This window comes from Dietzia sp. JS16-p6b, from assembly GCF_003052165.1.
GTDB lineage: Bacteria > Actinomycetota > Actinomycetes > Mycobacteriales > Mycobacteriaceae > Dietzia.
This window is the reverse complement of the sequence record NZ_CP024869.1, coordinates 1,099,248-1,125,843: the sequence shown is the minus strand read 5'-3', so window position 1 is coordinate 1,125,843 and position 26,596 is coordinate 1,099,248. Positions and strand designations below refer to the sequence as shown.

21 protein-coding genes and 1 tRNA gene are annotated in these 26,596 nt (G+C 71.7%); 11 read left to right on the top strand and 11 right to left on the bottom strand.

What is annotated here, in order from left to right:
- Positions 1-148: 148 nt before the first annotated feature.
- From CT688_RS05105 to CT688_RS05095, 3 genes are all read right to left on the bottom strand, one after another.
- Positions 149-625 (bottom strand): holo-ACP synthase, encoded by a 477-nt coding sequence (locus tag CT688_RS05105; protein WP_107756016.1) that lies wholly within the window; start codon positions 623-625, stop codon positions 149-151.
- Complete coding sequence (locus CT688_RS05100; protein WP_107756015.1) at positions 622-10,026, bottom strand: type I polyketide synthase; 9,405 nt, start codon at positions 10,024-10,026, stop codon at positions 622-624. The genes CT688_RS05105 and CT688_RS05100 overlap by 4 nt, the downstream gene beginning before the upstream one ends.
- Positions 10,027-10,340: 314 nt before the next feature.
- Positions 10,341-10,877, bottom strand: coding sequence for a hypothetical protein (locus CT688_RS05095; RefSeq protein WP_231750503.1), 537 nt, complete (start codon positions 10,875-10,877; stop codon positions 10,341-10,343).
- Between the two features lie 170 nt (positions 10,878-11,047).
- Between CT688_RS05095 and CT688_RS05090 the strand changes: the two genes are divergently transcribed.
- From CT688_RS05090 to CT688_RS05060, 7 genes are all read left to right on the top strand, one after another.
- Entirely contained in the window at positions 11,048-12,667 is a 1,620-nt protein-coding gene (locus CT688_RS05090; RefSeq protein WP_107756013.1) for a sodium-dependent transporter, read from the top strand.
- 3 nt (positions 12,668-12,670) lie between these two features.
- The gene (locus CT688_RS05085; protein ID WP_107756012.1) at positions 12,671-12,808 is read left to right on the top strand and encodes a methionine/alanine import family NSS transporter small subunit; all 138 of its coding nucleotides are present in this window, start codon (positions 12,671-12,673) and stop codon (positions 12,806-12,808) included.
- A 138-nt stretch (positions 12,809-12,946) separates the two neighbouring features.
- The gene (locus tag CT688_RS05080; RefSeq protein WP_197431473.1) at positions 12,947-13,834 is read left to right on the top strand and encodes a maleylpyruvate isomerase family mycothiol-dependent enzyme; all 888 of its coding nucleotides are present in this window, start codon (positions 12,947-12,949) and stop codon (positions 13,832-13,834) included.
- Between the two features lie 39 nt (positions 13,835-13,873).
- Positions 13,874-14,425, top strand: coding sequence for a gluconokinase (locus CT688_RS05075; RefSeq protein WP_107756011.1), 552 nt, complete (start codon positions 13,874-13,876; stop codon positions 14,423-14,425).
- A 148-nt stretch (positions 14,426-14,573) separates the two neighbouring features.
- Positions 14,574-16,058, top strand: coding sequence for a DUF1538 domain-containing protein (locus CT688_RS05070; protein ID WP_107756010.1), 1,485 nt, complete (start codon positions 14,574-14,576; stop codon positions 16,056-16,058).
- Positions 16,055-16,405: a transcriptional regulator gene (locus CT688_RS05065; RefSeq protein ID WP_107756009.1), complete on the top strand. Its 351-nt coding sequence runs from the start codon at positions 16,055-16,057 to the stop codon at positions 16,403-16,405. The genes CT688_RS05070 and CT688_RS05065 overlap by 4 nt, the downstream gene beginning before the upstream one ends.
- An 86-nt stretch (positions 16,406-16,491) precedes the next feature.
- Positions 16,492-16,881, top strand: a complete 390-nt coding sequence (locus tag CT688_RS05060; RefSeq protein WP_107756008.1) for a CBS domain-containing protein — start codon at positions 16,492-16,494, stop codon at positions 16,879-16,881.
- Positions 16,882-16,916: 35 nt separating this feature from the next.
- Here the strand turns inward: CT688_RS05060 and CT688_RS05055 are convergent.
- Positions 16,917-16,998, bottom strand: a tRNA-Leu gene (locus CT688_RS05055).
- 58 nt (positions 16,999-17,056) lie between these two features.
- On the opposite strand from CT688_RS05055, the gene CT688_RS05050 reads away from it, so the two are divergent.
- Together CT688_RS05050 and CT688_RS05045 are read left to right on the top strand one after the other, a co-directional pair.
- A complete protein-coding gene (locus CT688_RS05050) occupies positions 17,057-17,602 on the top strand; it encodes a hypothetical protein (protein WP_107756007.1) in 546 nt (181 codons plus the stop codon).
- Positions 17,599-17,973 carry a DUF3817 domain-containing protein gene (locus CT688_RS05045; protein WP_107756006.1) on the top strand — a complete coding sequence of 125 codons (375 nt, stop codon included), beginning with the start codon at positions 17,599-17,601 and terminating at the stop codon, positions 17,971-17,973. The genes CT688_RS05050 and CT688_RS05045 overlap by 4 nt, the downstream gene beginning before the upstream one ends.
- Before the next feature lie 6 nt (positions 17,974-17,979).
- On the opposite strand, the gene CT688_RS05040 is transcribed toward CT688_RS05045, so the two are convergent.
- The 7 genes from CT688_RS05040 to clpS form a co-directional block, all read right to left on the bottom strand.
- Complete coding sequence (locus CT688_RS05040; protein ID WP_182613448.1) at positions 17,980-18,630, bottom strand: non-canonical purine NTP pyrophosphatase; 651 nt, start codon at positions 18,628-18,630, stop codon at positions 17,980-17,982.
- Positions 18,627-19,418 (bottom strand): ribonuclease PH, encoded by a 792-nt coding sequence (gene rph, locus CT688_RS05035; RefSeq protein WP_107756005.1) that lies wholly within the window; start codon positions 19,416-19,418, stop codon positions 18,627-18,629. The genes CT688_RS05040 and rph overlap by 4 nt, the downstream gene beginning before the upstream one ends.
- 66 nt (positions 19,419-19,484) lie before the next feature.
- Entirely contained in the window at positions 19,485-20,264 is a 780-nt protein-coding gene (locus tag CT688_RS05030) for an MBL fold metallo-hydrolase (RefSeq protein WP_107756004.1), read from the bottom strand.
- Positions 20,265-20,346: 82 nt separating this feature from the next.
- Positions 20,347-21,183, bottom strand: coding sequence for a glutamate racemase (gene murI / locus CT688_RS05025; RefSeq protein ID WP_231750502.1), 837 nt, complete (start codon positions 21,181-21,183; stop codon positions 20,347-20,349).
- Entirely contained in the window at positions 21,159-21,845 is a 687-nt protein-coding gene (locus tag CT688_RS05020) for a rhomboid family intramembrane serine protease (protein ID WP_107756003.1), read from the bottom strand. Before CT688_RS05020 ends, murI begins: the two co-directional genes overlap by 25 nt.
- Positions 21,846-21,855: 10 nt before the next feature.
- Positions 21,856-22,467, bottom strand: a complete 612-nt coding sequence (locus CT688_RS05015; protein WP_107756002.1) for a DUF2017 domain-containing protein — start codon at positions 22,465-22,467, stop codon at positions 21,856-21,858.
- 4 nt (positions 22,468-22,471) lie between these two features.
- Positions 22,472-22,765 (bottom strand): ATP-dependent Clp protease adapter ClpS, encoded by a 294-nt coding sequence (clpS, locus tag CT688_RS05010; protein WP_370446352.1) that lies wholly within the window; start codon positions 22,763-22,765, stop codon positions 22,472-22,474.
- A 104-nt stretch (positions 22,766-22,869) separates the two neighbouring features.
- Between clpS and CT688_RS05005 the strand changes: the two genes are divergently transcribed.
- A complete protein-coding gene (locus CT688_RS05005; RefSeq protein WP_107756000.1) occupies positions 22,870-24,216 on the top strand; it encodes a nicotinate phosphoribosyltransferase in 1,347 nt (448 codons plus the stop codon).
- Between the two features lie 61 nt (positions 24,217-24,277).
- Positions 24,278-26,386, top strand: a complete 2,109-nt coding sequence (locus CT688_RS05000) for an ATP-dependent DNA helicase (protein ID WP_107755999.1) — start codon at positions 24,278-24,280, stop codon at positions 26,384-26,386.
- Positions 26,387-26,596 lie beyond the last annotated feature (210 nt).

Genomic DNA, 26,596 nt, shown 5'->3' with positions numbered 1-26,596 from the left:
CATCGTGGTCCGAGGGGCGTATCGCACACCCGAAGCGAAAGGCACACGGCGCTTCGCACACCCGAAGCGAAAGGCACACGGCGTATCGCACACCCAGCGGGCATCGCGGTCCGAGGGGCGTATCGCACACCCAGCGGGCATCGCGGTCCTATCCGGTGCCCGGCCCCTCGAGTACCACGAACGCCACGGCCGCGTCGCCGTCATGACTGAGTGAGACATGCCAGCGCGCGCCCTCCCCCACGGTCGCGGCGACCTGCCGAGCCACCTCGCCCCCGAGCCGCACAGAGGGCCGACCCCACGCATCGCAGACGGTCTCGATCTCGGACCAGACCAGCAGGTCCGGTGCGATCGGTGGAGGCGTTCCGTACAGGGCCGAGGACCACGCCTTGACCACGGCCTCCTTGACCGCCCAGCGGGCTGCCAGGTGACGGTCCTCCCGCCGGGCGGGGTGCCGGGCGGAGTGGGTGGAGTGATCCGAGGACGACGCCTCCGCACGCTCCCGGCACTGCCGCTTCTCGGTGGCGGAGAAGGCGCTGGTGAACCGCGTCCCCGGTTCGGCCAGGGACGCGGCGAAGGCGCCGAGGTCGACCGTGTCGACCCCGACGCCCCGCACCGCCATGGTCACCGCCAGTCGCTGGCCGCGAGGACGCCGTCGGACTCGAGACGCGCGGCCGGGTCCAGCAGGACCGCGGCCTCGCGCTCCTTGACCTCGTCGGCCGACCCTTCACCGAGGCGCCGGGCCTCGGGACGGCTGTAGAGGGACTCGCCACCGTAGATCGCGTCGGTCAGGCGCCGGACGCCGTCCCGCTCGCGCCCCAGCGCCTCCTCGCGGATGCGCTCGGACTCCTGCTCGCCGAGCTGCGACGCGACCGCGCGGTGGAAGGCCTCGGGATGCGTCACGGCGATCAGGCCGGACACGTGACCGAAGCCGAGCGAGGTGAGCAGACCGGCCTTGAGCGGCAGGTCCCCGCCCAGCTGCACGGTCTCGCGCAGCCACACCAGGTGCCGGTGCCGGTCCAGGACGTCGTCGACGCAGTCCAGGGCCCGGTTCGGGGGAAGCGTCCCCGAGCGCAGCATCTGGGTCAGGCCGATGAGCTGGAACGCGGCCGCGCCCCCCTTGGCATGCCCGGTGAGCGACTTCTGCGACACGACGAACAGCGGGTTGCCGTCGGAGCGACCGATCGCCGCGGCGAGACGCTCGTGGAGATCCGACTCGTTGGGGTCGTTGGCCTTGGTCGAGGTGTCGTGCTTGCTCACCACGGCCAGGTCGTCCGCGGTCAGTCCGAGCTCTGCCAGACCCCGGGCCAGCGGCGACCGTCGTCCCCCGCGACCGGCGCCGAGAGCACCCAGCCCTGGGGCCGGGATCGAGGTGTGGGCGCCGTCGGCGTACGACCCCGCCCAGGCCACCACTCCGTGCACCGGCAGCCCCATGCGGGCCGCGACGTCGCCGCGCGCCAGCAGGATGGTGCCGCCACCCTGGGACTCGACGAACCCGCCGCGCCGCCGGTCGTTGGCGCGGCTGTAATGGCGCTCGTCGATCCCCTTGGCGGCCATCGCCGCGGAGTCGGCGGTGGCGGACATGTCGGCGAAGCCCTGGATGCCCTCGGTGGACAGGTCGTCGAACCCGCCTGCCACCACGAACTCGGCCTTGCCGGCGCGGATCTTGTCGAAGCCCTCCTCGACGCTCACCGCGGTGGTGGCACAGGCGGCCACCGGGTGGACCATCGAGCCGTAGCCGCCGACGTAGGACTGCATGACGTGGGCGGCCACCACGTTGGGCAGGGCCTCCTGCAGCGTGTCGTTCGCGCGGCTGCGGCCCAGGATCCCGTCGATGTAGAGCGAGCGCATGCTCGTCATACCGCCCATGCCGGTGCCCTGGGTGTTGGCGACGTCGGCCGGGTGGACGTGGGCCAGCAGCTCCGCCGGGGTGAAGCCCGAGGAGATGAAGGCGTCCACGGTGGCCACCAGGTTCCACGCCGCCACCCGGTCGATACCGGAGACCATGTCGGCGGGGATGCCCCATGCCGTGGGGTCGAAGCCGGTGGGGATCTGGCCACCCACGATGCGCGTGAGCGTGGTGCGGCGGGGGACTCGGATCTCGGTGCCCGCCTTGCGGGTGACCGTCCACTCGCCGTCCTCGCTTCGGGTGACGACGGTGTTCTCCGGATCGTCCTCCTGGTACGCGCGGGCCTGGCCCTCGTCATCCACGACGAAGGACAGGTCCTCCGGCAGGAACACCGAGGTCAGTTGCGGCGAGGCATTGTCGAACATCTCCGCGCGCGAATCGTCGGCGTAGGTGCGCACGCCCACCCGGGCGAGGACCTCGTCGTGGAACCGCTCCGCGATCTCGGCCTCGTCGATCGGGTCACCGGATTCGGTGACGGTCCAGCCGGCGCGCGGCGAGTCCTCCCAGGTGATGAGTCCGGTGGACCAGGCCAGCTCGACCACGCCGGCGGCGCTGAGGTCGCCGGTGGTCTCCACCTCGAAGCGGGTGCGGGCGCTGCCGTACGGGCCGACCTCGCCGGAACCCACGATCACGACCATGTCCTCGAGGTCCTGCGTGACCTCGCCCCACTCGGGACGCTCGTCGGGGGTGACGGTCTGCAGCGACGGCAGGGCGGCGATGGTCCCGTCCGCGTCCTCGGTGGTGGTCTCGGACGTCACCGCCGGCCGGTCCGCGGCGAGCGCGGCCATGTCCAGATCGGCGGAGCCGAGCCCTCCGGTGAGGTCGACGGTGAGGGGTGCCTCGCCGGCGGCCCGGCGGACGTCCGGGGTGCACGAGTCCAGTAGCTCGTCGGCGATCCCGGTGGTGGACCAGGTGGACACGCCCGCGGCCTCGACGGCCTCGACGAGCGGGTCGTTGTGGCCCATCAACCCGGTGCCCCGGACCCAGCCGATGATCGCGTGAACGAACGTCACCCGCTCGGCCCAGGACTTCTCGGAACCCCACTTGGCGATCATGGCGTCGAGCGCGGCCTTGGCCTCGCCGTAGGCCCCGTCGCCGCCGAAGATCCCGCGGTTGGGCGAGCCGGGCAGGACAACGTGCAGGCGGGAGTCGACGTCGGTGTCGGCGCCGATCGCGCCGAGGCCGGCGACGAGCTTCTCCACGCCCCACAACAGGACGCGCATCTCGGTCTCGGCCCGCGGTCCGGCGTCGGCCATCGAGCCCTGGACGCGGGGGGCGGCGAACGGGAAGAGCAGCGTCGGGGTGAGCGGAGCCTTGAGGACGGTGGTCTGTCCCCCGGCCGACTCGGCGTGCTCGGAGCCGACCCACTCGACCAGGGCGTCGACGTCCGAGTACGAGGTGAGGTTGGCCGGCAGCACCCACAGCACCGCGCCGCCACGGGCGTGGGAGCGGTAGAGGTCCTTGAAGAAGGCCAGCTTGGACTGGTCCAGGCTGGAGGTGGTGGCCACTACGGTGGCCCCTCCCGCCAGGAGCTTTCCGGTGACGGCGGCGGCGATGGAACCCTTGCCCGCCCCGGTGACGACGGCGACGTCGTCCGCGTAGCGGCCGACGAACTCCTCGGCGGCCGTCTCCGCGATCTCCCGGTAGGCCACGGCGAGGGCGTCCCGGCGGGCGTCGGCGGCCCGCCCGGCCCACCAGCGGGCCTGCTCGGCCACGATGTCGCCGGCGCCGCGGAAGCCCTCCGCGGCGTCCGTGGGCACGTCGGTGCGCGTCCAGAGCCGGGCCAGGTCCTCGCGCGCGGAGGCCCACCGGTCGTCGAGGAGCACGGCGCGGCCCGGGTCGAAGGCCGGGGCCACCACTCGGCGCCAGTCGGCGCCCAGCTCGGCGGCCACCAGGTCGGCGAGTTCGGTGTCGGGATCGGCCTGGGCGAGCAGGTCGATCGCGTCCGGCTCGAGGTGCCCGAGGCGGGTGAGCACGCCGCGTGCGGCCCGGGCCAGGACCCCGTCGGCTCCGGTGATCTCGTCGGCGAACTCGGACAGCGCCGCCGAGTCGACCACTCCGCCGCCGCCGGCCCCGGAGGACGGCATCGCCACGGCCACGCCGTTCGCGGCGCCGACGGCGGACACGGCGGCGTCGATGAGGGCGTCCAGCCCGGCCACGTCCTTGACGCCCGAGGCGTCCAGGGTGGCCAGGTCGCCGCCGCGGATCGAGGCGCCGTCCCGGGTGCCGAGGGCGATCTCGGCGATCACGTGCTGCGCCCAGCCGGAGCCCAGCTCCCACGGCCCCGTGACGCGCTCGGTGATGTACGCCGGCCGCTTGCCGGTGCGGCCCAGGACCGCACGCAGCGCCTCGCCGACAGCGTCGGACAGGACGGGACCGAAGGGCGAGTACCCGCGGGCCAGGCGCGAGACCTGGTCGGACAGGGTCGGGAAGTCCGCCTCGGCCGCGCCGTCGATGGCGCCCAGGCTCAGTTCCGTCCCCAGGTCCAGCAGCAGCTGGTTGCGGCGCGAGGAGACGCCGTCACACAGCGTCTCGATGGAGTCACCGGGCGCGATCTGCTCGGGACGGACCTTGGTCCGCAGCGCCACCAGCATGCGGGTGGCGGCGGGGGCGCCGAACTCGAGGTCGTCCGGGCGGGGTGCACCGGGTGCGGCCGCGGCCGGAGCCGCGTCTGATCGGTCCGCACCGGCCGTGCCGGGGGTGTTGACGGCCGGTGCGGGGTCTGTGGGGGCCGCCTGCTCGGCGGCCGCGGGGGTGGTCGGACCTGCGTCGCCCGACCCGCCGGTGGGCTCGGGGGCGTCCACCGAGTCGTCGTCGACCTCCACGCTGGGCGGCAGTGTGCCGTACAGCGTCGCCGAGTCGCGCTCGACGTTGAGCACCTGGGCGCGGGGCCCCCGGTGCGTGGGGAGGTCGAGGGTCTTGGAGGCGAGGTTCGCCACGGTCGGGGCGTTGGCCACGCCGACCTCGACAAAACACTCGATGCCCAGACCGCCGCGCTCGATCGGCGTGAACAGCAACTCCTGGGTCTCGATCCAGCGGACCGGGCTGGCGAACTGCCAGGCCAGGAGCTCCACCAGGAGGAGGCGTCCCAGGCGCGTCGGGGTGGCGGACCACGAATCCCAGTCCGCGAGGACCTCCGCGAGGGAGTCGGCCGGCACGAGGTCCGCGATCTCCTGCACGAAGTCGCGCTCGAGACTGAACAGACGCGGCACGAGGTTGGGGATGTAGCGGCCCACGAGCACCGAGATGTCGATGTCGTGCGGGATCAGCGCGTCGAGGGTGGCCCGGAAGTCCGGGACGCCGCCGCGCAGGACGGTGGAGTGGAAGGGCACGTCGATGCCGGGCACCAGGATGAAGGCGTTCTTGCCCCCGGACCGCTCGAGCTCCCGCTCGACGGCCTTCTCCAGGGCCTTGCAGCCGGCGACGGTGCCGGCCAGCGCGTACTGCGAGCCCGCGAGGTTGTAGTTGACGATCTCGATGAACTCACCGGACTCTTCGGCCACGCCGGCCACCCAGTCCACGACCTCCTCGTCACCGATCCCCATCTGGGACGGCCGGATCGCGGCCATCCGGTAGTCGGACCGCCCCTCGGCATCGCGCGGGACGAGCTCGTGCATGGTCGATCCGCGCTGGAAGACGATCTCCAGCAGCGGCTCGAGCTCCAGCGTCCCGGAGATGGCGGCCAGGGCGTCGTACTCGCCGATCGAGTGGCCGGCGAAGTAGGCGCCGTCGACGAACAACCCGTCCGCCTCCAGCTCGGCGCGCTGCGCCACCGCGAGGCAGGCCATCGCGACCTGGGTGAACTGCGTCAGGTACAGCACTCCGTCGGGGTGCCGGTGGACGGTGCCCCGGACGGTCACCTCCGTGGGATTGTCGCGGACGAGCGCCAGGATCGAGAAGCCGAGGGCCTTCCGGGTGTGCGCGTCGGCGCGGTCCCAGATCTCGCGGGCGGCGGGGCATCGGGTGCGCCCCTCCATGCCCATCCCCTTGGCCTGGATGCCCTGGCCGGGGAAGGCGTAGACGGTGCGGGGGGCCTCGGTCAGCGCGGTGGCGGCCATGACGGTGGCCCCGTCGACCGTGCAGGTGACCTCGAGGACCTGGCCGCCGGCGAACCGACCCGTCTGGACGGCCCGGACGGCGATGTGGTCACCCGGTCGGACCGGCGCGAGCATGCGGGCGGTCCACCCGGCGATCCGCAGGGCGGGGTCGCGGCCGTCCGAGGCCTGCACCGCGTGTTGCGCTGCGGCCGAGAGCCACATGCCGTGGACGATCACGCCGCCGAGGCCGGCCAGGTCGGCCGCGGTGTCGGAGACGTGGATGGGGTTGTGGTCGCCGGAGACCAGCGCGAAGGCGGTCATGTCGTGCGGCGCGGTGAGCGAGGTGGAGACCCGCTGCTGGCGGCTCGTCTCGGCCGGGCTCGCGGTCCCTCCCTCGGCCGTGATCAGGGCGCCGCCGGCGGGCCGCGGATCGCCCACCTCCGCGCCACCGGTGCGGCCGCGGATCGCGAACCGCTCCGACAGGGTGCACAGGGGTGACCGCGCACCGTCGGCGGCGACCGTGGCGACCTCGACCGACACCTCGACGACGCGCCCGAGGTCGGTGTCGCGGACGTCTCCCGACCGGGCGACGACGACGAGGTCGGTCGACTGCGCGGGCAGCGCGGAGTGCATGCGGATGCCGTGGTCGAGGTGGACCAGGTCCAGCAGACCCTCGACCACTGTTCCCTCGACAGCTGTGCCGCCGCCGCCCCGGGGGCGACGCGCCTCACCGAGGACCGCGAAGACCGCGGGCCACGCCGCGCCCACGAGGGCGTCGGGGACGCCGTCCGAGGTGATGAGCGAGGTGGGCAGACTGCCGGCGGTGACACCGGTGTGGTCGGAGGCGAGGGTGGGCTCGAAGGTGAACCGGGCCGTGGCCACGCCGTCCGAGACCTCGGGCAGGGCGTCGATCGCGGTGCCTCCGGCGCCGCCGCGCCCGACGCCGGCGGCGGTGCTCAGAAGGGTACGCATGGCGGCTTCTGCGGCGGCGTCGGTGACGACCGGGGCGGCGCCCGTGGCGACCGCGTCACCCAGGGTGATCGTGATGGTCATCTCGGTCGGTCCGATGGGCAGTGTGAGGTCGACGGTACGGCCGTCCGCGCCCGGCGTGAGGACCGCGCCGGAGACCGGGTGGTACCCGATGCCGCTCGGGTCGATCTCCCAGGCGTGCAGGACGCCGAGGCGGTGGACGGGGCTCACCACGAGACGGCCCGCCCACGAGACGTCGGGGGCGTTGAGCACGTCGGCGACCGGGCCCTGCGCCGTGGTCACGGTGCCGCGACGGCGGCTGCTCACGTCCTGCGTGGTGGGCATGTACTCGCGGACGCGGTCGACGGTGGCGTTCTCGAACCGATCGAGCAGTTCGCCGACCGGCTCGTCGACCCGGGTGATCCCGGCGACCGCGGTGGTACCCGGGATGATGCACACGGCGTCGGCGTCGTACCGGGCGTCATGGGCCTGCCAGAGTGAGTCCGAGCGCCACCAGCGGCGGACGTCGCCGTCGATGACGGGCACGAACGGGACGGGCTTGCCCGGCATGCGGCAGATGTCGAGGAACTCGGCGGCGTCGGCGGGGTGCAGGGTCGCGGTGGCCAGGTCCGGGTAGCGGTCGGCGAGGGCGTCGACGACCTCGGTGGGCCGCTCCATCGCCTCGACGAGGGGGAAGGCCGACACGATTCGTCCGGAGTCCGCCGCGTCCAGCCTGGCCTCGGCGCGCTGCACCATGCGGTGGAACCGCTCGCGGATGGTGGGGTCGAGCCACACCGAGCGGCCGCTGGCGGCCTCCGACTCCGAGGCGGTGCCGGCGGTGGGAGCGGGTGCGAGCGACAGCTCGGCGAACCGGCGCAGCCACTGCTCGTAGGTCATGGATCCGAGATCGCCGAAGTACGGCTTGGCGGTCCCGTTGATCGCGGCGATGATCTCCTCGCGGCGCTCGGCCACGGCGTCGGCGTCGCCGGCGACCTCATCCAGCAGGCGTCCGGCGCGGGCGGCGGTGTTGTCGATCTCGTGGATGTCCGCGCCGAGCTGGCTGCGGCCCGAGGCCATGCCACCCTCGGCCTGTCCCGCACCCACCCAGTGGTCCACGCCGACGGTGTCCACGAGGAGCTGCTTGACCTGCGGGCTGGTGGTGGCCTCGAGGGTCGCCATCGCGGCCGTGCCCACGAGGATGCCGTCGACGGGCATGGCCGGGAAGCCGTGGGCGTTGGCCCAGGAACCGGTCAGGTAGTCCGCCGCCCGTTCCGGGGTGCCGATCCCGCCGCCGACGCACAGGACCACGTTGGGACGGTCCCGCAGCATGGGGTAGGTGGCGAGCAGCAGTGAGTCGAGGTCCTCCCACGAGTGGTGTCCCCCGGCCCGGCCACCCTCGACGTGGACGATCACCGGCATGTGCGGGACCTCGGCCGCGATCCGCACGACCTGGCGGATCTGCGCGACGGTTCCGGGTTTGAAGCTCACGTGGCGCAGTCCCGCCTCGGTGAGCTCCTCGATCAGGGCCACGGACTCGTCGAGCTCGGGGATGCCGGCGGTCACGATGACCCCGTCGAAGGGGACGCCCGCCGCGCGGGCCTTCTGGACGAGCCTCTTGCCACCGACCTGCAGCTTCCACAGGTACGGATCGAGGAACAGGGAGTTGAACTGGACGCTGCGGCCGGGCTCGAGCAGCTCGGCCAGACGCCGGGTGTTCTCCGCGAAGATCGCCTCGGTCACCTGTCCTCCGCCGGCGAGCTCGGCCCAGTGGCCGGCGTTGGCCGCGGCGGCGACGATCTCCGGATCCACGGTGGTCGGGGTCATCCCGGCCAGCAGGATCGGCGAGCACCCGGTGAGGCGGGTGAACGAGGTCTCCACGTGCACGGTGCCGTCGGGCAGGGTGATGAGCTGGGGCTGGTAGGCCGTCCACGGACGCTCGATCGACGGGGTCGCGCCGGGGGTGAAGAGGTTGCGCAGGCCACCGCGGGTGGCGGCGGCGACCACGCCGACGCCCTGACCACGGACCACCGAGCGGTTGAGGCGGGTCAGGGCCTCGCCCGGGCCCATGTCGAGGATCCACTCCGCGCCGGAGTGCAGGGCCTCCGCCATCTCCTCGACCCAGTCGACGGGCTCGACGAAGACCTGGCGGGCCAGAGCCGTCGCACGAGCGACGTCCAGGCCACAGCGGGCCGCCCAGTCGGACACGACGTCCACGGCGGGGGCCATCGCCGGGTGGTGGAACCCGACCTCCACGTCGAGGGGGTCGAAGACGGGGGCGAAGACCTCGCCGCCGGTGAGCTTGGCCTCGCGACGGCGGCGTGACTCGGCCTCGAGGTCCGCACAGTGACGGCGCAGGTCCTCGAGGTCGTCCGGGCGGCCCACCACGACGTGGCGTCGCTGGGCGTTGCGGATGGAGACGGTGGGCCGCAGCGAGGGGTCGACCGCCGCGAAGACCTCGTCGACCAGGGCGCGCAGCTCCGCGCCGTCGATGCCCGACACGCCGACCATGGGGCTGGCCTCGCCACGACGGAACAGGCCCGTGCGGCGACCGACCAGGGTGGCCGCGGCGCCGACCAGTTCGGCCACCGCCAGAAGGCGGTCGTCGACCGATCCGAAGGTCTGGACCGACTCCACGGCCAGGATTCCCTGGGAGTGCCCGACCACCGCGGCGGGGGCGGTGTCGTTGACGTCGAAGCCCTCGGCGGCGAGCGCGCGGACGGCGCCCACCTGGGTGAGAAGGACGGCGGGCAGGGAGACCGCGGCGGACGACAGCGACGCCTCGTCGGGCAGGTCGCCGTGATCCTCGTCCTCGCCGGTCGTGGTGTTGGCCCACTCGATGGGGCGGAAGCCGTGGGGCCGGACCACCGCGATCTCGTCGTGGACGGGTTCGGTGAGGGCGACGGAGGAGTCGACGAGGTCCTGCAGTTCGGGGCCGATCCCGGTGCCGTCGATGAGGTCGCTCAACGCGTCGCGCCACGCGATCCCCTGCCCGCCGAAGGCGAGGGCGTAGGCGGTGCCCTCACGCAGATCGTCCGCGAGCGCCCGGGCCTGGCGGCGGGCCGCGTGTCCGGTCTCGAGCGGGCGGGGTGTGAGGTCGCGGTCGTCGATCGTCACGTGTGGAACTCCTTGGCAACTTCGTCTGGAACAACTCCGCGCCGAAACCGGGTGCTGGTCCGACGCAGAGCACAGACTGCCACAGGAACTTGAGGGCTCCCTCAGCTTGAGGGGGTACAACCGTCCGTCGGGGGGAGCCCCGAGGGGCATTGACAGTGGCGCTCATCACACCGTGAACCTGACGATTACCTCATATGTACAGGTGAGGGGCACCTCAGGTTCCGTCAGGCTCCGTTATCCAATCGTTACTTCCTTCTCAGGGGGGAGCCTCGCCACGACGGCGTGTCGCGGGCGTCTCGCGCCGCCGGTTCCCCTCAGGCTCCGCAGCGGAGGGCGGCCATCATCCCGGCGTCGAGCCCCTCGGCAGGGCACAGGTCGGCGGCCAGTCGGCGCGGACCCGACGACCACTCGACGTGGGCCGTCCGCACCGCGTCACCGAAGGCGACGGTGACCAGTCCCCCGACCCCCGGTCGCTCATCCGCTGCCAGCCCCCCGCGCCCGACCGTCTCGACGGCGGTCACCTCGGCGACGGTCGCCGGCCCCGGCGCGGGGATCAGTCGCAACTGGACCCTGGTCCCGTCGAACGCCCCCATCCAGGCCGCGAACATCCCCGTGCCGTCCGCGCGGAGGTCGAGAGTGTAGCCGTGCGAGAACCATGACCCGGTCTCGCGGACCACCTCGGCCGGGGAGGGCACCGAGACCGCCGGCGAGGGGGCGGCCAGGGCTGGTGCGGCCAGGGTTGGTGCGGCGACGAGACCGGACACCACGACCATCAACGCAGCGACCGTGGCCGTGACCGTGGCCGCGGCCAGCCGACGCCCCACTCCCGGGCTCATTCGCTGCATCCTCATGAGATCACTGTAGTCACACTAGTAACACGATTCGGTGCCGCGAATGCGTCGAAATGGTCACCAAAACACCAACCCGCCGTGAAGATATGAGAAGTAGTGGAGACCGCACCTATCGTCGTTCCGTCACACCCGGCGGATCCGCCGCCCGATCGCCCCACAAGGAGTCGACCATGACCAGCCCGCCCACCAGGAGTGGGGCGACACCGAGAGAGACATTCTCCCGTCGCTCCGTCTTCGTCTTTGCCGCCATCGGCTCCGCCGTCGGCCTCGGCAACATCTGGCGCTTCCCCTTCGTCGCCTACGACAACGGCGGCGGCGCCTTCCTGCTCCCCTACCTCGTGGCCCTGCTCACCGCGGGCCTCCCGTTGCTGTTCTTCGACTACGCCATCGGCCACCGTTTCCGCGGGTCCGCGCCGCTGAGCTTCCGGCGGATGAACCGCTTCGCCGAGCCGATCGGCTGGATCCAGGTCCTGGTGTCCTTCGTCATCGCCGTGTACTACGCCGTGATCATCGCCTGGGCCGCCTCCTACGCGTGGTTCTCGATCGACGAACGGTGGGGGGAGACATACGAGGAGTCGGCGTCGTTCTTCGCCGAGGACTTCCTCCGCGCCGGCAGCGGCTTCGGCGTCGACTTCGTCCCGGGCATCGCGATCGTCCTGGTGGTCGTGTGGATCGTGACGCTGGGAGTCCTGCTCGCGGGTGTCCAGAACGGTATCGGCCGCACCGCCCTGCTCTTCGTCCCGCTGCTCGTGGCGCTCTTCGCCGCCCTCGTCGTGCGGTCACTCTTCCTCGACGGCGCCATGGACGGCCTCAACAACTTCTTCACCCCGGACTGGGGCGTGCTCACCGAGCCGAGCGTGTGGATCGCGGCCTACGGGCAGATCTTCTTCTCGCTCTCGGTGGGCTTCGGCATCATGCTGACCTACTCCTCCTACCTCAAGCGCAAGTCCAACCTCACGAGCTCCGGGCTGGTCGTGGGCTTCTCCAACTCGGCCTTCGAGGTCCTCGCCGGCATCGGCGTGTTCGCCACCCTCGGCTTCCTCGTCTCCACGTCGGCGGGCGCCGGCTGGGAGGACGTGGGCGGCGGGCCGGGCCTGGCGTTCATCGCCTTCCCGGCCCTGATCTCGCAGATGCCGGGCGGCCCGATCTGGGGCGTGGTGTTCTTCGTCTGCCTCATCCTGGCCGGTATCACCTCACTCATCTCGATCGTCCAGGTGGTCATCTCGTCCTTCCAGGACAAGATGGGCAGCAGCCGCACCACCTCGGTGCTGGCCGTCGGCATCCCGATGGCGGCCGCCTCGATCCTGCTCATGCCCACCGAGACCGGGTTGCAGAACCTCGACGTGATGGACAAGTTCGTCAACAGCCTCGGCATTGTCGGCATCACCCTCATCGCCCTCATCGTGGTGATCTTCGTGATGCGCCTCGCCCCCACCCTGCGCGATCACCTCAACTCGGTGTCCTCGTGGAAGGTCGGCACCTTCTGGATCGTGTGCCTCGCCGTGATCACCCCGGTCGTCCTGGGTTACTCGCTGATCCGCGAGATCATGCCCCTCATCTCCGAGCCCTACGAGGGCTATGACGCCGCCATCCTGGGCGTCTGGGGTTGGGGCATGATCGGGACCATCCTGGTCTTGTCGATCATCCTGTCGGCCCTGCCCTGGCGGGGGGCCCGCCAGCTCGACGGACCGCCGAGTGTCGACGACGACCCGAGTGACTACGTCTACGAGGAGGGACTCACCCGTCCCGACGAGAACCCTGCCCCCACCCACACGCCCAAGGAGGCCTGAGCCATGGACGCTTCCGCGATCATCATGATGGTGCTGTTCCTGCTCGTGATCTGGGGCGGACTCGTCGCCAGCATCGTGCACTACGCCGGCCACCCCGACGATCCTGACGGATCCACGGCGACTCCCGCGCGCGAGCTCTGAGCTCCCGCCGCACGACCTGATCGCCGACCCCGGCGTCCGCACACCACAGCGGCGCCGGGGTCGGGTGTTCCGAGGAGAGCACCGGCCACGGCCCCAAGTCGCCGCGCGGCTCTCCTGCACGGCACTAGCCTTGTGGTCATGGACGCCACCGACAGCGACGCCGCCTCCGCCACCTCCGCAAGCGGAGCCGACACCGGAGCCCCAGACGAGGCCCCTACTGAAATCCGTCACCTGATCCAGCAGTGGAACCATCTCGACGAGCTCCTGGCGGGACTCAAGAGGGACGACTGGGCCACCCCCACCGCGCTCCCGGGCTGGACGGTGCGAGACGTGGTGGCGCACATCGCCGGAACCGAGCACCTGCTGGCCGGCGAGCCGATACCGGACGTCGACCTCCCCGCCTCGTCGCGCGACTATGTCCGCAATCCCATCGGGGAGCTCAACGAGAGGTTCGTCCAGGAGGCCCGGTCCCTGGCCGTCGAGGACGCGTTCGCGGACTTCCGCGAGGTCGTGGCCGAGCGCACCGTGCAGCTCTCCGAGATGACCGCCGAGGACCTGGAGGCCGAGACCGACTCCCCCGTCGGCCGCGTGCCGTTCCGACGCTTCATGGGGGTGCGCGTGTTCGACTGCTGGGTCCACGAGGACGACATCCGTCACGCCCTCGGCATGACGCACCACCTCGACAGCGGCGTGGGGAGGTTCGCGCTCGGGGAGATCGTGCGCGCCCTACCCCGGATCGTGGGCAAGAACGCCGGGGCCCCGGACGGTTCGCGGGTCCGGTTCCGGGTGAAGGGCGACTCCGATGCCGACCCGTCCCTGGCCACCGATGTGCTGGTCGCCGGCCGGGCGGGACTCGTGGACGTCGACGACTCCGCACGGGTCACGGTCGAGCTGGTCTTCGACACCCCGACCTTCGTCCGCTCCGCGACCGGCAGGATCTCCGCGGAACCCGGAAACGGTGTGGAGATCAGCGGCGACGAGGAGCTGGGCCGGAGGATCCTCGAATCGATGGCCTTCACCATCTGATCCCGGTCGCCGGATCCGCTGCCGACGGTGTCGACACCGATGACGCACATCGTGGTGATGGGCGTGACCGGTGCCGGCAAATCGACCGTTGCGCAGGCGATCGCCGAACGGATCGGCGCCCCTTTCGTGGACGCTGACGACCTGCACCCGCCCGCCAACCGCCGCAAGCTGGGCGCAGGCGAGCCGCTCACCGACCTCGACCGCGAGCCGTGGCTGGAGGCGGTCCGCACCCGGATGGCGGAGCAGAGCCGGTTCACATCGGGGTCGGGGCGCGATCCGGCCCCCGAGACGACCGCCGGCCCGGGTCTCGTCGTCGCGTGTTCGGCGCTGCGCCGCGCCTACCGTGACATCCTCCGGGGGGTCGACCGCCCGGTGTTCTTCGTCGAACTCCGCGGCGACCGGAAGCTTCTCGCGGCCCGGCTCGCGGCCCGGGGCGGGCACTTCGCGTCCCCGCGGATCCTGCACTCCCAGCTGGCCACGTTGGAGCCTCTGGCGCCGGACGAGGACGGGATCTCCTGCCCGACCTCGTGGGCGGTGGGTCAGATCGCCGCCACGGTCGTCGCCGCGCTGCGCTCACCACGACCCCGGTGACGTGAACGGTGAGCCGCGGGTGAGCGAGCCCCGCCCCGGGGGCCCGGCCACCGTCGCGCCGCCGATTCGTGGACGCCCCGGGGGTCGTGCGTCAGACTGGACGCCAGGCCGCCTGTCGACCAGACCCGGGAAGAGGACGCCAGCCTCAATGGAGCATCTCCGCCACTTCGCCCAGGAGTTCCGGAAGGCCCTGCGGAATCTGCTGCCCATCGTGGTCGTGGTGGCGGCCTTCCAGCTGCTGGTCTTCCGCCGGATGCCCGAGGACCCCGTGCAGCTGGTCGCGGGTCTGCTGATCGTGGGTGTGGGGATAGCCCTGTTCCTCCAGGGCCTGGATCTCAGCGTGTTCCCGGTGGGCAAGAACCTCGCCAACCAGTTCACCCGCCGCGGTGCGCTCGGACTGCTCCTCACCTTCGGCTTCGCCATCGGATTCGCCGCGGTCGTGGCCGAACCGGCCCTGATCGCGGTCGCGGGACAGGCGGAACTGATCAGTGAGGGACGCATCGACGGCGTCGTCCTGAGGGTGGTCATCGCCGTGTCCGTCGGCCTCGTCCTGGTCCTGGGCATCCTGCGCGTGTTGCGGGGCTGGGCGGTCCACCGAATCCTCATCGGCGGGTACGTGGTGGTCCTGGTGGCCACGTTCGTGGCGCCGCCGGAGATCGTGGGGCTGGCCTTCGACTCCGGCGGGGTGACCACCAACGTCGTGACGGTGCCGCTGATCGCCGCGATCGGGATCGGGTTGGCCAACTCGATCCGGGGCCGCAGCGCGCTCACCGACGGTTTCGGCCTGGTGGCGCTGTGCGTGATGGTGCCCATGATCGGGGTGCAGCTCTACGGCATGTGGGTCTACACCTTCGGCGGTGGCGGCGGCACGCCCACCACCGGGGCGGAGGAGACCGGCGGGACGCCCCTCTGGCTGGAACACGTGGTGGGACTGGCCGAGATGGTGCGCGACGTGGCTCCCATGGTGATCGTCGTCCTGTTCTTCCAATACGTGGCGCTGCGCCGCAAGCTGTCCCACCCGCTGCGCGTGGCCGTGGGGTTCGTCATGGTGCTCGTGGGTCTCTACGCCTTCGTGGTGGGCCTGAAGATGGGACTCTTCCCCCTGGGGACCCAGATGGCGGAGCAGCTGATCGACCGCGACATCCCCGTCCTGATCCTGCTGTTCGCCCTGCTCATCGGGTTCGCCACCACGATGGCCGAGCCTGCCCTGGTCGCCGTCGCAGACCAGGCGGAGAACGTCTCACCGGCCGGGATCAACGCGACCGCCATCCGCCTGGTCGTGGCCACCGGGGTGGCGGTCGGGATCGCCCTGGGGGTGTTCCGCATCCTGACCGGCGGGCCGCTGCACTACTTCATCATGGTCTCCTATGCCGCGGTCCTCGTCCTGCTGGCAGTGGCCCCGAAGTACATCGTCGCCCTGGCCTTCGACCTCGGCGGGGTGACCACCTCCGAGGTCACCGTGCCGCTGGTCACCGCGTTGGGCATCGGGTTGGCGAGCGCGATCGAGGGCCGCAGCGCCTTGATCGACGGCTTCGGGCTGATCGCCTTCGCCTCGATCTTCCCGATCATCTCCGTCCTGCTCTATGCCATCGTCCTCGAGAAAATCCCTCGTCTGCAGAAGGAAGCGTCATGAAATTCACGGCCGTCGTAGTGATCGCCCCTCCCGAACTGGAGGACCCCGCCATCGAGGTCGCGCAACGCGCGGGCGCGACCGGGGTGACGATCCTGGAGGGTAAGGGCATCGGCGGGCAACAGAAGAAGACGTTCTTCGGCCTGACCTTCGAGGGGTCCCAGTCGGTGCTGCTCATGGTCGTGGGCACCCACCTGGCCACCCCGATCCTCAAGGCGCTGCACGAGGTCCTCGTCGACGGGGACAACTCCCGCGGCATCGCCTTCAACGTCCCCATCGAGCACCTCACGGGGATCGACCCCCGACAACTGGTCAAGTTCGAGGAGTACATGCGCCGGGAGGACACCTGAGCCACGCCCGCCCGCTCGACCCCGCCACGCAGCACCCCGCCCCTGCCCGCCCCATCCCGACCGTACGACCCCACAGGAGGTCCCCCATGCTCACCGTCACGCAGGTCATGGTCCCCGAGGTGATCACCATCTCCCCGTTCGCCACCCTGCGCGAGGCGCTGTCGACGATGCGCGCGAATCGGGTCAAGAGCCTCGTGGTGGAACGCCAGCACCCCCACGACGCCTACGGCCTGCTCAGCTACAACGAGTTGCTGCGCGCCATCATCGTCGAGGAGGGCGACGTCGACCTGCTCAACGTGTACGACGCCGCCGTCAAGCCCGCCATCTCCGTGGGTGAGGACCTGTCGGTGAACCAGGCCGCCGCCATGATGAGCCGGTACCACCTCAACCGCCTGGTCGTGGTCCGCGGCAACGAGCTCATCGGACTGCTCACGATGAACGACATCCTCGCGCGCCTGATCGACGACCTCGACTGACGGGGCCGGCTCGAGCGAACCGCGAGCCGTAAGGGTGCGCCCGGGGAGACTTGAACTCCCACGTCCGTAGACACTGGAACCTAAATCCAGCGCGTCTGCCAATTCCGCCACGGGCGCCCGCCCGGGGGTACCGGGCGAGGTGAGCTTACCGCGCCGTCGGCGGTATCGTTGAGGGGTGTCCGACAGCCTGAGCACCCGCCCGGTCGGAGGCGACGCCGCCTCCGGTCCACCGGTCTCCGCCAAGGTCAGGCACCGCCCCTCGTGGATCGCCTTCGTCGTCCTCGGTGCGATCTTCTGCCTGGGGATGGGCCTCTGGCAGCTGGACCGCTACCAGGAGGCCACGGGCACGGTCCAGAACCTCGGCTACACCTTCATGTGGCCGTTCCTGGCAGGCTTCCTCGTATACGCCTATCTGAAGTATGTGCGGCTGGAGGCGGACGAAGCCGACACGGCCGGTGCCGGTGCCGCCGAGGATGCGGGCGGTGAGGGTGACGACGACGAGGTCGGCGCTCCCCCCGGCGGTACGCCCCCTCGCCGGGGTGCGCGTCGGCGGGAACGGGCCGTCACCGAGATCCCCGCCGACCTCCTCCCCACCCGACGCCCCGTCGCTGAGGTACCGACCCGCGACGAGGGGCTGGAGGCCTACAACTCATACCTCGCCGAACTGGCCCGCCGGGACGCGGCCGCTGGCGACCGTCACCAGGAGAGAACCGACTCATGACCGTTGACGCCACCCCGGAGACCGACCACCGGAAGCCGGACCCCGGGGGCAAGATCCGTGGCGCCCTCGCCCGGTACCGCGCCCTGGCGTGGATCACCGGTGTGTGGCTGCTGGTCCTCACGGTGGAGATGATCTATAAGTACCTGATCATCGAGAACTCCTCCGACGCCCCCGACTGGTTCACCTACATCGGACAGGCACACGGCGTCTTCTACATCTTCTACCTGTTCATGACGCTCGACCTGGCCATCAAGGCCCGCTGGCCGGCCTCCCGCACCCTGCTGACCGCCCTGGCCGGGACGGTCCCGTTCCTGTCGTTCTGGTTCGAGCACATACGAACCCGGGACGTCAGGGCCGAATACGCGGTCTGAACCGGGTCAGCTCCGCATCCCGCGCTCGGCGAGCTCCCGCAACGCCGGCACGAGCGCCCGCAGGGCCCGACCGCGGTGGGAGTCGGCGTCCTTCTCCTCCGCTGTGAGTTCGGCGGCGGAGCGGTCCGAGCCCTCGGGCAGGAACAGCGGATCGTAACCGAATCCGCGCTCGCCCCGGGGCTCCCGCAGCACCTGTCCGGCCCAGCGCCCCTCCACGACCCGCGTCATGAGGGTGGCCGTCGACGGCGCCGAATCCCGTGCCGAGTACACCAGCGCGCAGCTGGAGAAGAAGGCCGCGCCACGACGCTCGTCGGGCACGTCCGAGAGCTGTGCGAGCAGCAGCGCGTTGTTGGCCGCGTCGTCGCCGTGACGGCCCGCCCAGCGAGCGGAGAGCACGCCCGGCATCCCGTTCAGCGCGTCCACGGCCAGCCCGGAGTCGTCGGCCAGGCACGCCAGGCCCGTCGCCATCCACCCGGACCTCGCCTTGATCAGAGCGTTGTCCTTGAACGTCGCGCCGTCCTCCGGCTCCTCGGGGAAGTCGGGCACCTCGTCCAGGCCGATCGGCTCGATGCCGGCGATCCCCTCGGCCTCCAGGACCCGGCGCAGCTCGGCGAGCTTCTTGGCGTTCCGGCTGGCGACCAGCAGCCGGACGGTCACCGCTGCCGCCCCGCGCTCCGGGCGGCCGGGGGCACCGGCAGCTCTCCGGGATACGGCTCCGCGAGGGCCAGCCGCTGCAGCTCGAACAGCCGCTCGCAGCCGGCCTGGGCCGAGTCCAGCATGGCGTTGAGGGTGTCCCGCCCGAACGCGGCGCCCTCGGCGGTGCCCTGAACCTCCACCAGCTCCCCGGCGTCGGTGCAGACGACGTTCATGTCCACCCCGGCGCGCGAGTCCTCCTCGTAGGGCAGGTCGCACAGGACCCGGCCGTCCACCACGCCGACGCTCACGGCCGCCACAGCACACGTCAGGGGGTTCCCGGTGACGGCGCCCTTGGCCGCCAGCCAGGTCACCGCGTCCGCGAGCGCGACGTAGGCCCCGGTGATCGCGGCGGTGCGGGTGCCGCCGTCCGCCTGGAGCACGTCGCAGTCCAACGCGATGGTGTTCTCCCCCAGTGCTGACAGGTCGATACAGGCGCGCAGGGACCGGCCGACCAGGCGGCTGATCTCGTGGGTGCGTCCACCCACCTTGCCGCGGACCGACTCGCGCCCCGAGCGCTCGTGGGTCGCGGCCGGCAGCATCGCGTATTCCGCGGTCAACCATCCCAGGCCCGACCCCTTGCGCCAGCGCGGCACGCCCTCGGTCACGCTCGCCGTGCACATGACCCGGGTCTGACCGAAGGTCACGAGAACCGATCCGGCCGGGTGCGAGGTGAATCCCCGCGTGAGGGTCACGTCGCGGAGGTCGCCGTCCGCGCGTCCGTCTGTTCTGCCGTCAGTAGATGAGGTCACGCCCGCCGATCCTAGCGGCCACCGCCGTCCGTCGACCGGGTAGCTCTCCTGCGAGGACCCGGATGGCTAGACCTCGAGTCGCAGATCCGGTTCCGCCAGCATGACCTCGCCGTCGAACTCCGCGGCGGCCTCGGCGCGCACGGCCTCGCTGTCCGTCCACGGCGGGATGTGGGTGAGCACCAGACGCCCCACCCCGGCGAGACGGGCGGTGCGACCCGCCTCGGCACCGGACATGTGGATGCCCGGTGGACGACCCTCCTCGTCTGTCCAGGAGGCCTCGCAGAGGAACACATCCGCCCCCGCCGCAAGCTCGATCAACGCCTCGCAGTAGGCGGTGTCGCCGCTGTAGGCCAGGACGCGACCGGACGCCGAGGTCAGCCTCAGCCCGTAGGACTCCGGCGGGTGATCTACCCGGTCGGCTCGCACACGCAGGGCCACCTCGTCGTCCTCGCGCCTCAACTCCATGTCCGGGGTGACCTCCCACGATCCCACCTCGAACGTGTCCGAGAGATCGTCCACGGCGCCCGGCTCCTCCGATGAGGCGACCCCGATCCGGTAGGCGGTCCCGGACGGGCCGATGAGCGGCATGCGGACCGCGTGCTCCGCCTCGGGGCCGAAGCGCCGCAGCACCATCAGGCCCGGGACGTCCAGGCAGTGGTCAGCGTGGAGATGGGACAGCAGAACGGTGGCGGTCTCCGGCGAGATGTACCGCTGCAGAGCCCCCAACACCCCGGGCCCCATGTCGATCACGACGGGCCCGATTCCTTCGACCTCGACCAGATACCCGGACGCCGGCGAGGTGGGTCCGCCGATACTCCCCGAGCAACCCAGGACAGTCAGAAGCATGGGCACCATCGTGCCACGGTCGGCCCGCCGCCGCCCGGGGTGTGCTCCCGAGGGCGGTCCCGCGTCCGTCGGTGGGGAGGATTCACACCGCGGCCGCGCGGCCGACGGCCACCAGGTCGGGGCCGAGAAACCGGGACGCCACCCGACGGAAACCGTCCGGGTCACCGGTCACGAGGAACTCCCGCAGGGCCGGGGTCTGCGCGTCGTGGGGTCGCAGGAGGTCCTGGGAGGTGAGGACGCGCACCACGTCCTTGGCGGTCTCCTCGGCGCTGGAGACCAACGTGACGTGATCGCCCACCGCGAGCTGGACCACCCCGGACAACAGCGGGTAATGGGTGCACCCCAGGACCAGGGTGTCCACGTCGGCATCCCTGATCGGGGCGAGGTACGCCTCCGCCAGGCCCAGCACCTGCCGACCACTGGTGATGCCACGCTCGACGAACTCGACGAATTTCGGGCACGCCACCGAGGTCAGCTCGACGCCGGTCGCGGCGGCCACCGCGTCGTCGTAGGCCAGGGAGGCGACCGTGGCGCGCGTGGCGATCACCCCGATGCGACCCGACCGCGTGGTGGCCACCGCCCGCCTGGCCGCCGGCTGGATCACCTCGACCACCGGAACCGGGTAGCGCTCACGGGCGTCCCGCAGCATCGCCGCCGAGGCGGTGTTGCACGCGATCACCAGAGCCTTGACCCCCCGGTCGACGAGGGAGTCCGCGACCGCCAGGGCGTGCTCGCGGACCCGCGCCAGCGGCAGCGGTCCGTATGGCCCGTTGGCGGTGTCCCCGACGTAGATCAGCGATTCGTCGGGGAGTTGGTCCATGATCGCCCGGGCCACGGTGAGTCCGCCCGCGCCGGAGTCGAAGACCCCGATCGGGGCCAGCGGGTCCGGGGACGTCACCTGCGCGGACCGGAGTTCCACCCCGGCTGTCCGGCGGTGACGGCCTGTGGCCTGCGGTCACGCTTGAGCCCGTACGCCGAGAGCACGCCGCCGATGGCTCCGCCGAGGTGCCCCTGCCAGGACACGCCGTCCAGCATCGGGGACAGACCGGCGAGCGCCTCGAGCCCGTAATAGAAGCCGATGACGAGCCCGACCAGCAGATGCAGGATCCGTCGGGAGAACAGTCCCCGGACGATCACGTAGAAGATGTAGCCGAACACGATCCCCGACGCCCCGATGTGGACGGTCCCTGCCCCGCCCAGGATCCACGACACCACACCCGAGGCCAGCCACGAGATGAGCGTGACGCTGATCAGGGGCCGGATCCCGGACATCGCGATGATCGAGCCCAGCACGAGCAGGGCGATCGAGTTGCCGATGAGGTGAGCCCAGTCCCCGTGGAGGAAGGGTTGGAAGATGATTCCGGGCAACCCGTCGGTGCTCAGGGGGCGGACACCGTAGTTGTCGAGGGTCTGGGGTGGCCCGATAGCGGCCCGGATGACCTGGTCGGCCGCCTCGACCACCCACATCAGCGCGACAAAGGCGAAGAGCAGGATCAGCGCCGGCCAGCGGCGCGGTCCCTGGGGGACGGGCCGGGCGGCCTGGACGCCCCCCGACCGGAACGTGCGTGGATCTGGATTCACCGTGCTCTCCTCACTTCCCCGTCAGAACCGAACACAGGGAGTCCTGCATGAAGGTCAACCAGTGGTAGACGTCCAGGTGCGCCGACCTCGGGTCGTCCTCCTCGACGTACTCGGGGATGTCCGTGGCCGGGACCCCGTCCACCGCCCCCGCCTCGAGCAGCAACGCGCCCAGGCCGAGCCGCACGTCGTTGAGACAGCCCATCCAGGCCTGCGCCTGCTCGGGGCTGAGCGAGACCGTCCCCCCGCGTGCCGGGAGCGACCTCAGGACCGTCGAGGCCGCCGCGAGCTTGGCGTCGATGATCTCCGGTTCGTGGAGCATGCGCATCCCCGAGTTGTGGGCGCGGGCCACCGCCGCGGCGTCCGCGTCGGAGGCGCTCCCCGGCTCGGGACGGTGGAAATCCGGCAGCAGGCGGGCGAGTGGGGCCTCGGCGGGGAGCTCGGAGTGTCCGCTGCGCATGCCGGTGATCTCGGCCAGCTCGTCCCGCGGTGCGGAGTCGCGCCGCTGCTCCAACATGTCGACGATGTTGGACACCAGGGCGTGGAGGATCTGCACCTCGTGGCTCTCCATGACCGCCTTGACCCGCGGGCCGGTGAGGGAGGTCTTGCGCTGCCAGGCCTTCACCGGTTCAGGCCTCCCGCTGCATCGTGGCCCACAGTCCGGCCTCCTGCAGCTTGCGCACGTCGTTCTCCACCTTGTCGCGACTGCCGGAGGAGACCACGGCGCGACCGTCGTTGTGGACCTTGAGCATGAGCTCGTGTGCCTTTTCCCGGCTGTAGCCGAAGACCCGCTGGAAGACGAAGGTCACGTAGCTCATGAGGTTGACCGGGTCGTCCCACACGACCGTGAGCCAGGGACTGTCCACCCCGGCGTCGAGCTCGGTCTCCGTGTCCTCCACGGGCGCGGCCGACGGCATCGCCATCACGGGGACGACGCTCCGGTCGTCCGCGGTCTGTGCGGTGACGGTGTGCATACGGCCAAGGATACGGATTACCGCCGGGTCGGCCACGCCGTAGAGTCGGCCGGGTGACCTCGACCGCGCCGACGCGCGCCCCTCACCCGCCGGACCGTCCGTCCACCGCGCTGCTGACGGACAAGTACGAGCTCACGATGATCAGCGCCGCGCTGGCCGACGGCACCGCCGACCGTCCCTGCGTGTTCGAGGTGTTCGCCCGGCGACTGCCGGCCGGTCGCCGGTACGGCGTCGTCGGCGGCACCGGACGGCTCCTGGAGCGACTCCGGGACTTCCGCTTCGGGGAACAGGAGCTCGCGACGGTGGCCGACTCGCTCGACGAGCGGACCCTCGGGTGGTTGCGGGACTTCCGTTTCACCGGACGGATGGACGGGTATCCCGAGGGGGAGCTCTTCTTCCCCGGATCCCCGGTGTTGACCGTCCGGGGCGGGTTCGCCGAGTGCGTGCTGCTGGAGACGCTGGTGCTGTCCGTGCTCAACCACGACAGCGCGATCGCCTCCGCCGCCGCGCGGATGACCTCCGCGGCGGACGGGCGCCCGATCATCGAGATGGGCTCACGCCGCACGCACGAGGAGGCCGCAGTGGCCGCGGCCCGCGCCTCCTACCTCACGGGGTTCGCCTCCACCTCGAACGTCGAGGCCACCCGGCGGCACGGGGTCCCCTCCGCCGGCACGTCGGCCCACGCGTTCACTCTGCTGCACACCGGTCCGGACGGCCCGGACGAAGCGTCCGCCTTCCGCTCTCAGGTCGCCACCCTCGGTGTGAGCACAACCCTGCTGGTGGACACGTACGACATCACCCGCGGCGTGGCCACGGCGATCGAGGTGGCCGGGCCCGGGCTGGGCGGGGTCCGCATCGACTCGGGCGATCTCGGGATGCTGGCCCGGCAGGTGCGTGTGCAACTGGACTCCCTGGGCGCCCACGGGACCCGCATCGTGGTCTCCGGGGACCTGGACGAGTACGCGATCGCGGCGCTGCGGGCCGAGCCCGTCGACGCCTACGGGGTGGGCACCCGGTTGGTGACCGGCTCGGGCGCCCCCACCGCGGGGATGGTCTACAAGCTCGTCGAGGTGGACGGCATCCCCGTGGCCAAGCGCTCGACCCACAAGGAGTCCCTGCCGGGCGCCAAGCGGGCCGTCCGACTCCACCGACGATCCGGCACCGCGGTCGAGGAGGTGCTCCTACCGTGGGCGGGGTCCGTGACCGCTGAACCGGGACTGGAGCAGAGGGATCTGATTGTCCCCCTGATGCGCGAGGGCGCCCCCGTCCCCGACCTGCCGTCCCTGGAGGAGTCGCGGACGTTCCACCAGGCAGCGATGGTGACGCTGCCGTGGGAGGGCCTGGCGTTGAGCGAGGGCGAGCCGGCGGTCCCCGTGCGTGTGGTGCCGCCGGGTCCGTGACGCTGATCCACCGGTGCCCGGCCCCGTGTCCGGCGTCGCACCGGGCCGCTAGGGTGACCGGGTGACCGACTCGCTTCCCCCTGTCTCCGAGCTGCTCGCCACCGCGGTCGAGAGCCTGGGCGGCAGCGAGCGGCCGGGACAGGTCCGCATGGCCGAGGCGGTGGGCAACGCCCTGGCCACCGGCGAACATCTGGCCGTCCAGGCCGGTACGGGTACCGGCAAGTCGCTGGCCTATCTCGTGCCGTCGCTGCGACACGCCGTGTCCACCGGGGGCACGGTGGTGGTGTCCACCGCCACGATCGCCCTTCAGAACCAACTGGTGGACCGGGACCTCCCCCGCCTTGCCGCCGCTCTCAGACCGGAACTCGGGGTCACGCCCTCACACGCGATCCTCAAGGGCCGCGGGAACTACCTGTGCCTCCACCGCGTCTCGTCCGGCCCGGTCGACGAGGCCGATCCCGAGGAGGTGGTGTCCGAGGAGTTGTTCGACCTTCCCCTCGGGGGCGAGTCCACGGCCGCCCGCACCCCCCGCGAGTCCTCCCCGCGCGACGCGGGGCCCGGGTCGCGACTCGGCCAGGAGATCGCCCGACTGCACGACTGGGCGCAGGACACCGAGACCGGAGACCGCGACGACCTCCCCCGCGGAGTGTCTGACGCCGCGTGGCGACAGGTCTCGGTGACCAGCCGCGAGTGCCTGGGCCAACTGTGCCCCGAGTTCTCCGAGTGCTTTGCCGAACTGGCCCGCCAGGAGGCCGGACGAGCGGACGTGGTGGTGACCAACCACGCACTGCTCGCGATCGACGCCATGACCGACGTCTCCGTCCTGCCCGAGCACGACGCGGTCGTGATCGACGAGGCCCACGAACTCTCCGACCGCGTGACCGGGGTGACGACGGCAGAACTCACCGGTGCCGCCGTCATCCAGGCGGCGCGGCGAGCGGCCAAGCTCGTCGATCAGCAGGCCGCCGACCGCATGGTGGCGGCCGGCGAGGGACTGGCGAGTCTGCTCGACCTGTGCCCCGAGGGGCGGTGGGACCTCCTCCCCGAGGGCGCCGACCTCGCGCTGGCGGCGGTCCGGCACACGGCAGAGAACTGCCGGAGCGCGGTGCCCGGGCCCAAGCCCGGCGAGGTCGCGAACGATCCGCAGGGCGCCTCCGACCGGCAGAAGACCCTCGCGGCGCTGGACGAGGTCGCCGACGCGGCCGACCGCATGCTCTCCTCGTTCGAGCGCCCGGTGACCGAGCGCCTGGAGATCGTGTGGATGAGCGAGGAGGACCGCCGCGGCCGGATCCTGCGCGTGGCCCCGCTCTCCGTGGCCGGCCTGCTGCGGGCGCGGCTGTTCGCCGAGTCGACGGTGATCCTCACCTCCGCCACCCTCACCACCGGCGGGAAGTTCGACGGGTTGGCAGCCACCTGGGGCCTTCCGCCGGCCTCGTCCTCCAGGCCTGACCCCGCGACGGCCGTCGCCCTGGAGCCCCCGTCCGACGACGACGCAGGCAGCCTCCGCTGGACCGGGCTGGACGCCGGGTCGCCCTTCGACTACCGACGCAACGGCATCCTCTACGTGGCCTCGCACCTGCCGGCGCCCGGCAGGGAGGGTGCCTCCCCCGAGGCGGAGGACGAGCTGGCGGACCTCGTCACCGCCGCCGGCGGACGCACCCTCGGGCTCTTCTCCTCGATGCGCGGCGCCAGGGCGGCGGCGGAGCTGCTGCGCGAACGTCTCGACACCCCGGTGCTGTGCCAGGGAGAGGACTCGACCGCCAACCTGGTGGCGCAGTTCGCGGCGGACGAGGAGACCACACTGGTGGGCACGCTCTCGCTGTGGCAGGGCGTCGACGTCCCCGGTCGGTCTCTGTCCCTGGTGGTGATCGACCGCATCCCGTTCCCCCGGCCGGACGACCCCCTGCTCTCGGCGCGCCAGCGCGCGGTCGGGGCCCGCGGCGGAAACGGTTTCCTCGCGGTCGCCGGCAACCACGCCGCACTGCTCCTCGCCCAGGGCGTGGGGCGGCTCCTCCGGCGCACCGACGACCGGGGCGTCGTCGCGGTCCTCGACTCCCGGTTGGCGACCGCCCGCTACGGCGGCTATCTCCGGGCCTCCCTGCCCCCGTTCTGGCAGACCACCGACCGGGACGTGGTGATCGGCGCCCTCGAGCGGCTGCGCGACGGCTGAGACCGCCGCGCTGCTCCCCCAGCCGCAGCCGCCCCCGCGCATCCGCGCCAGCGCCTGCTCCCCCAGCCGCAACCGCCCGCGTGCATCCGCTCCAGCGCCTGCTCCCCCAGCCGCAGCCGCCTGCGGCGATGAACTCTCGCCTGCCCCGCTGCGCACGCCACCGTGCATGGCAGGGAGCGGCTGGGGGTGTGTGCCATCGGCGCCTGCGGG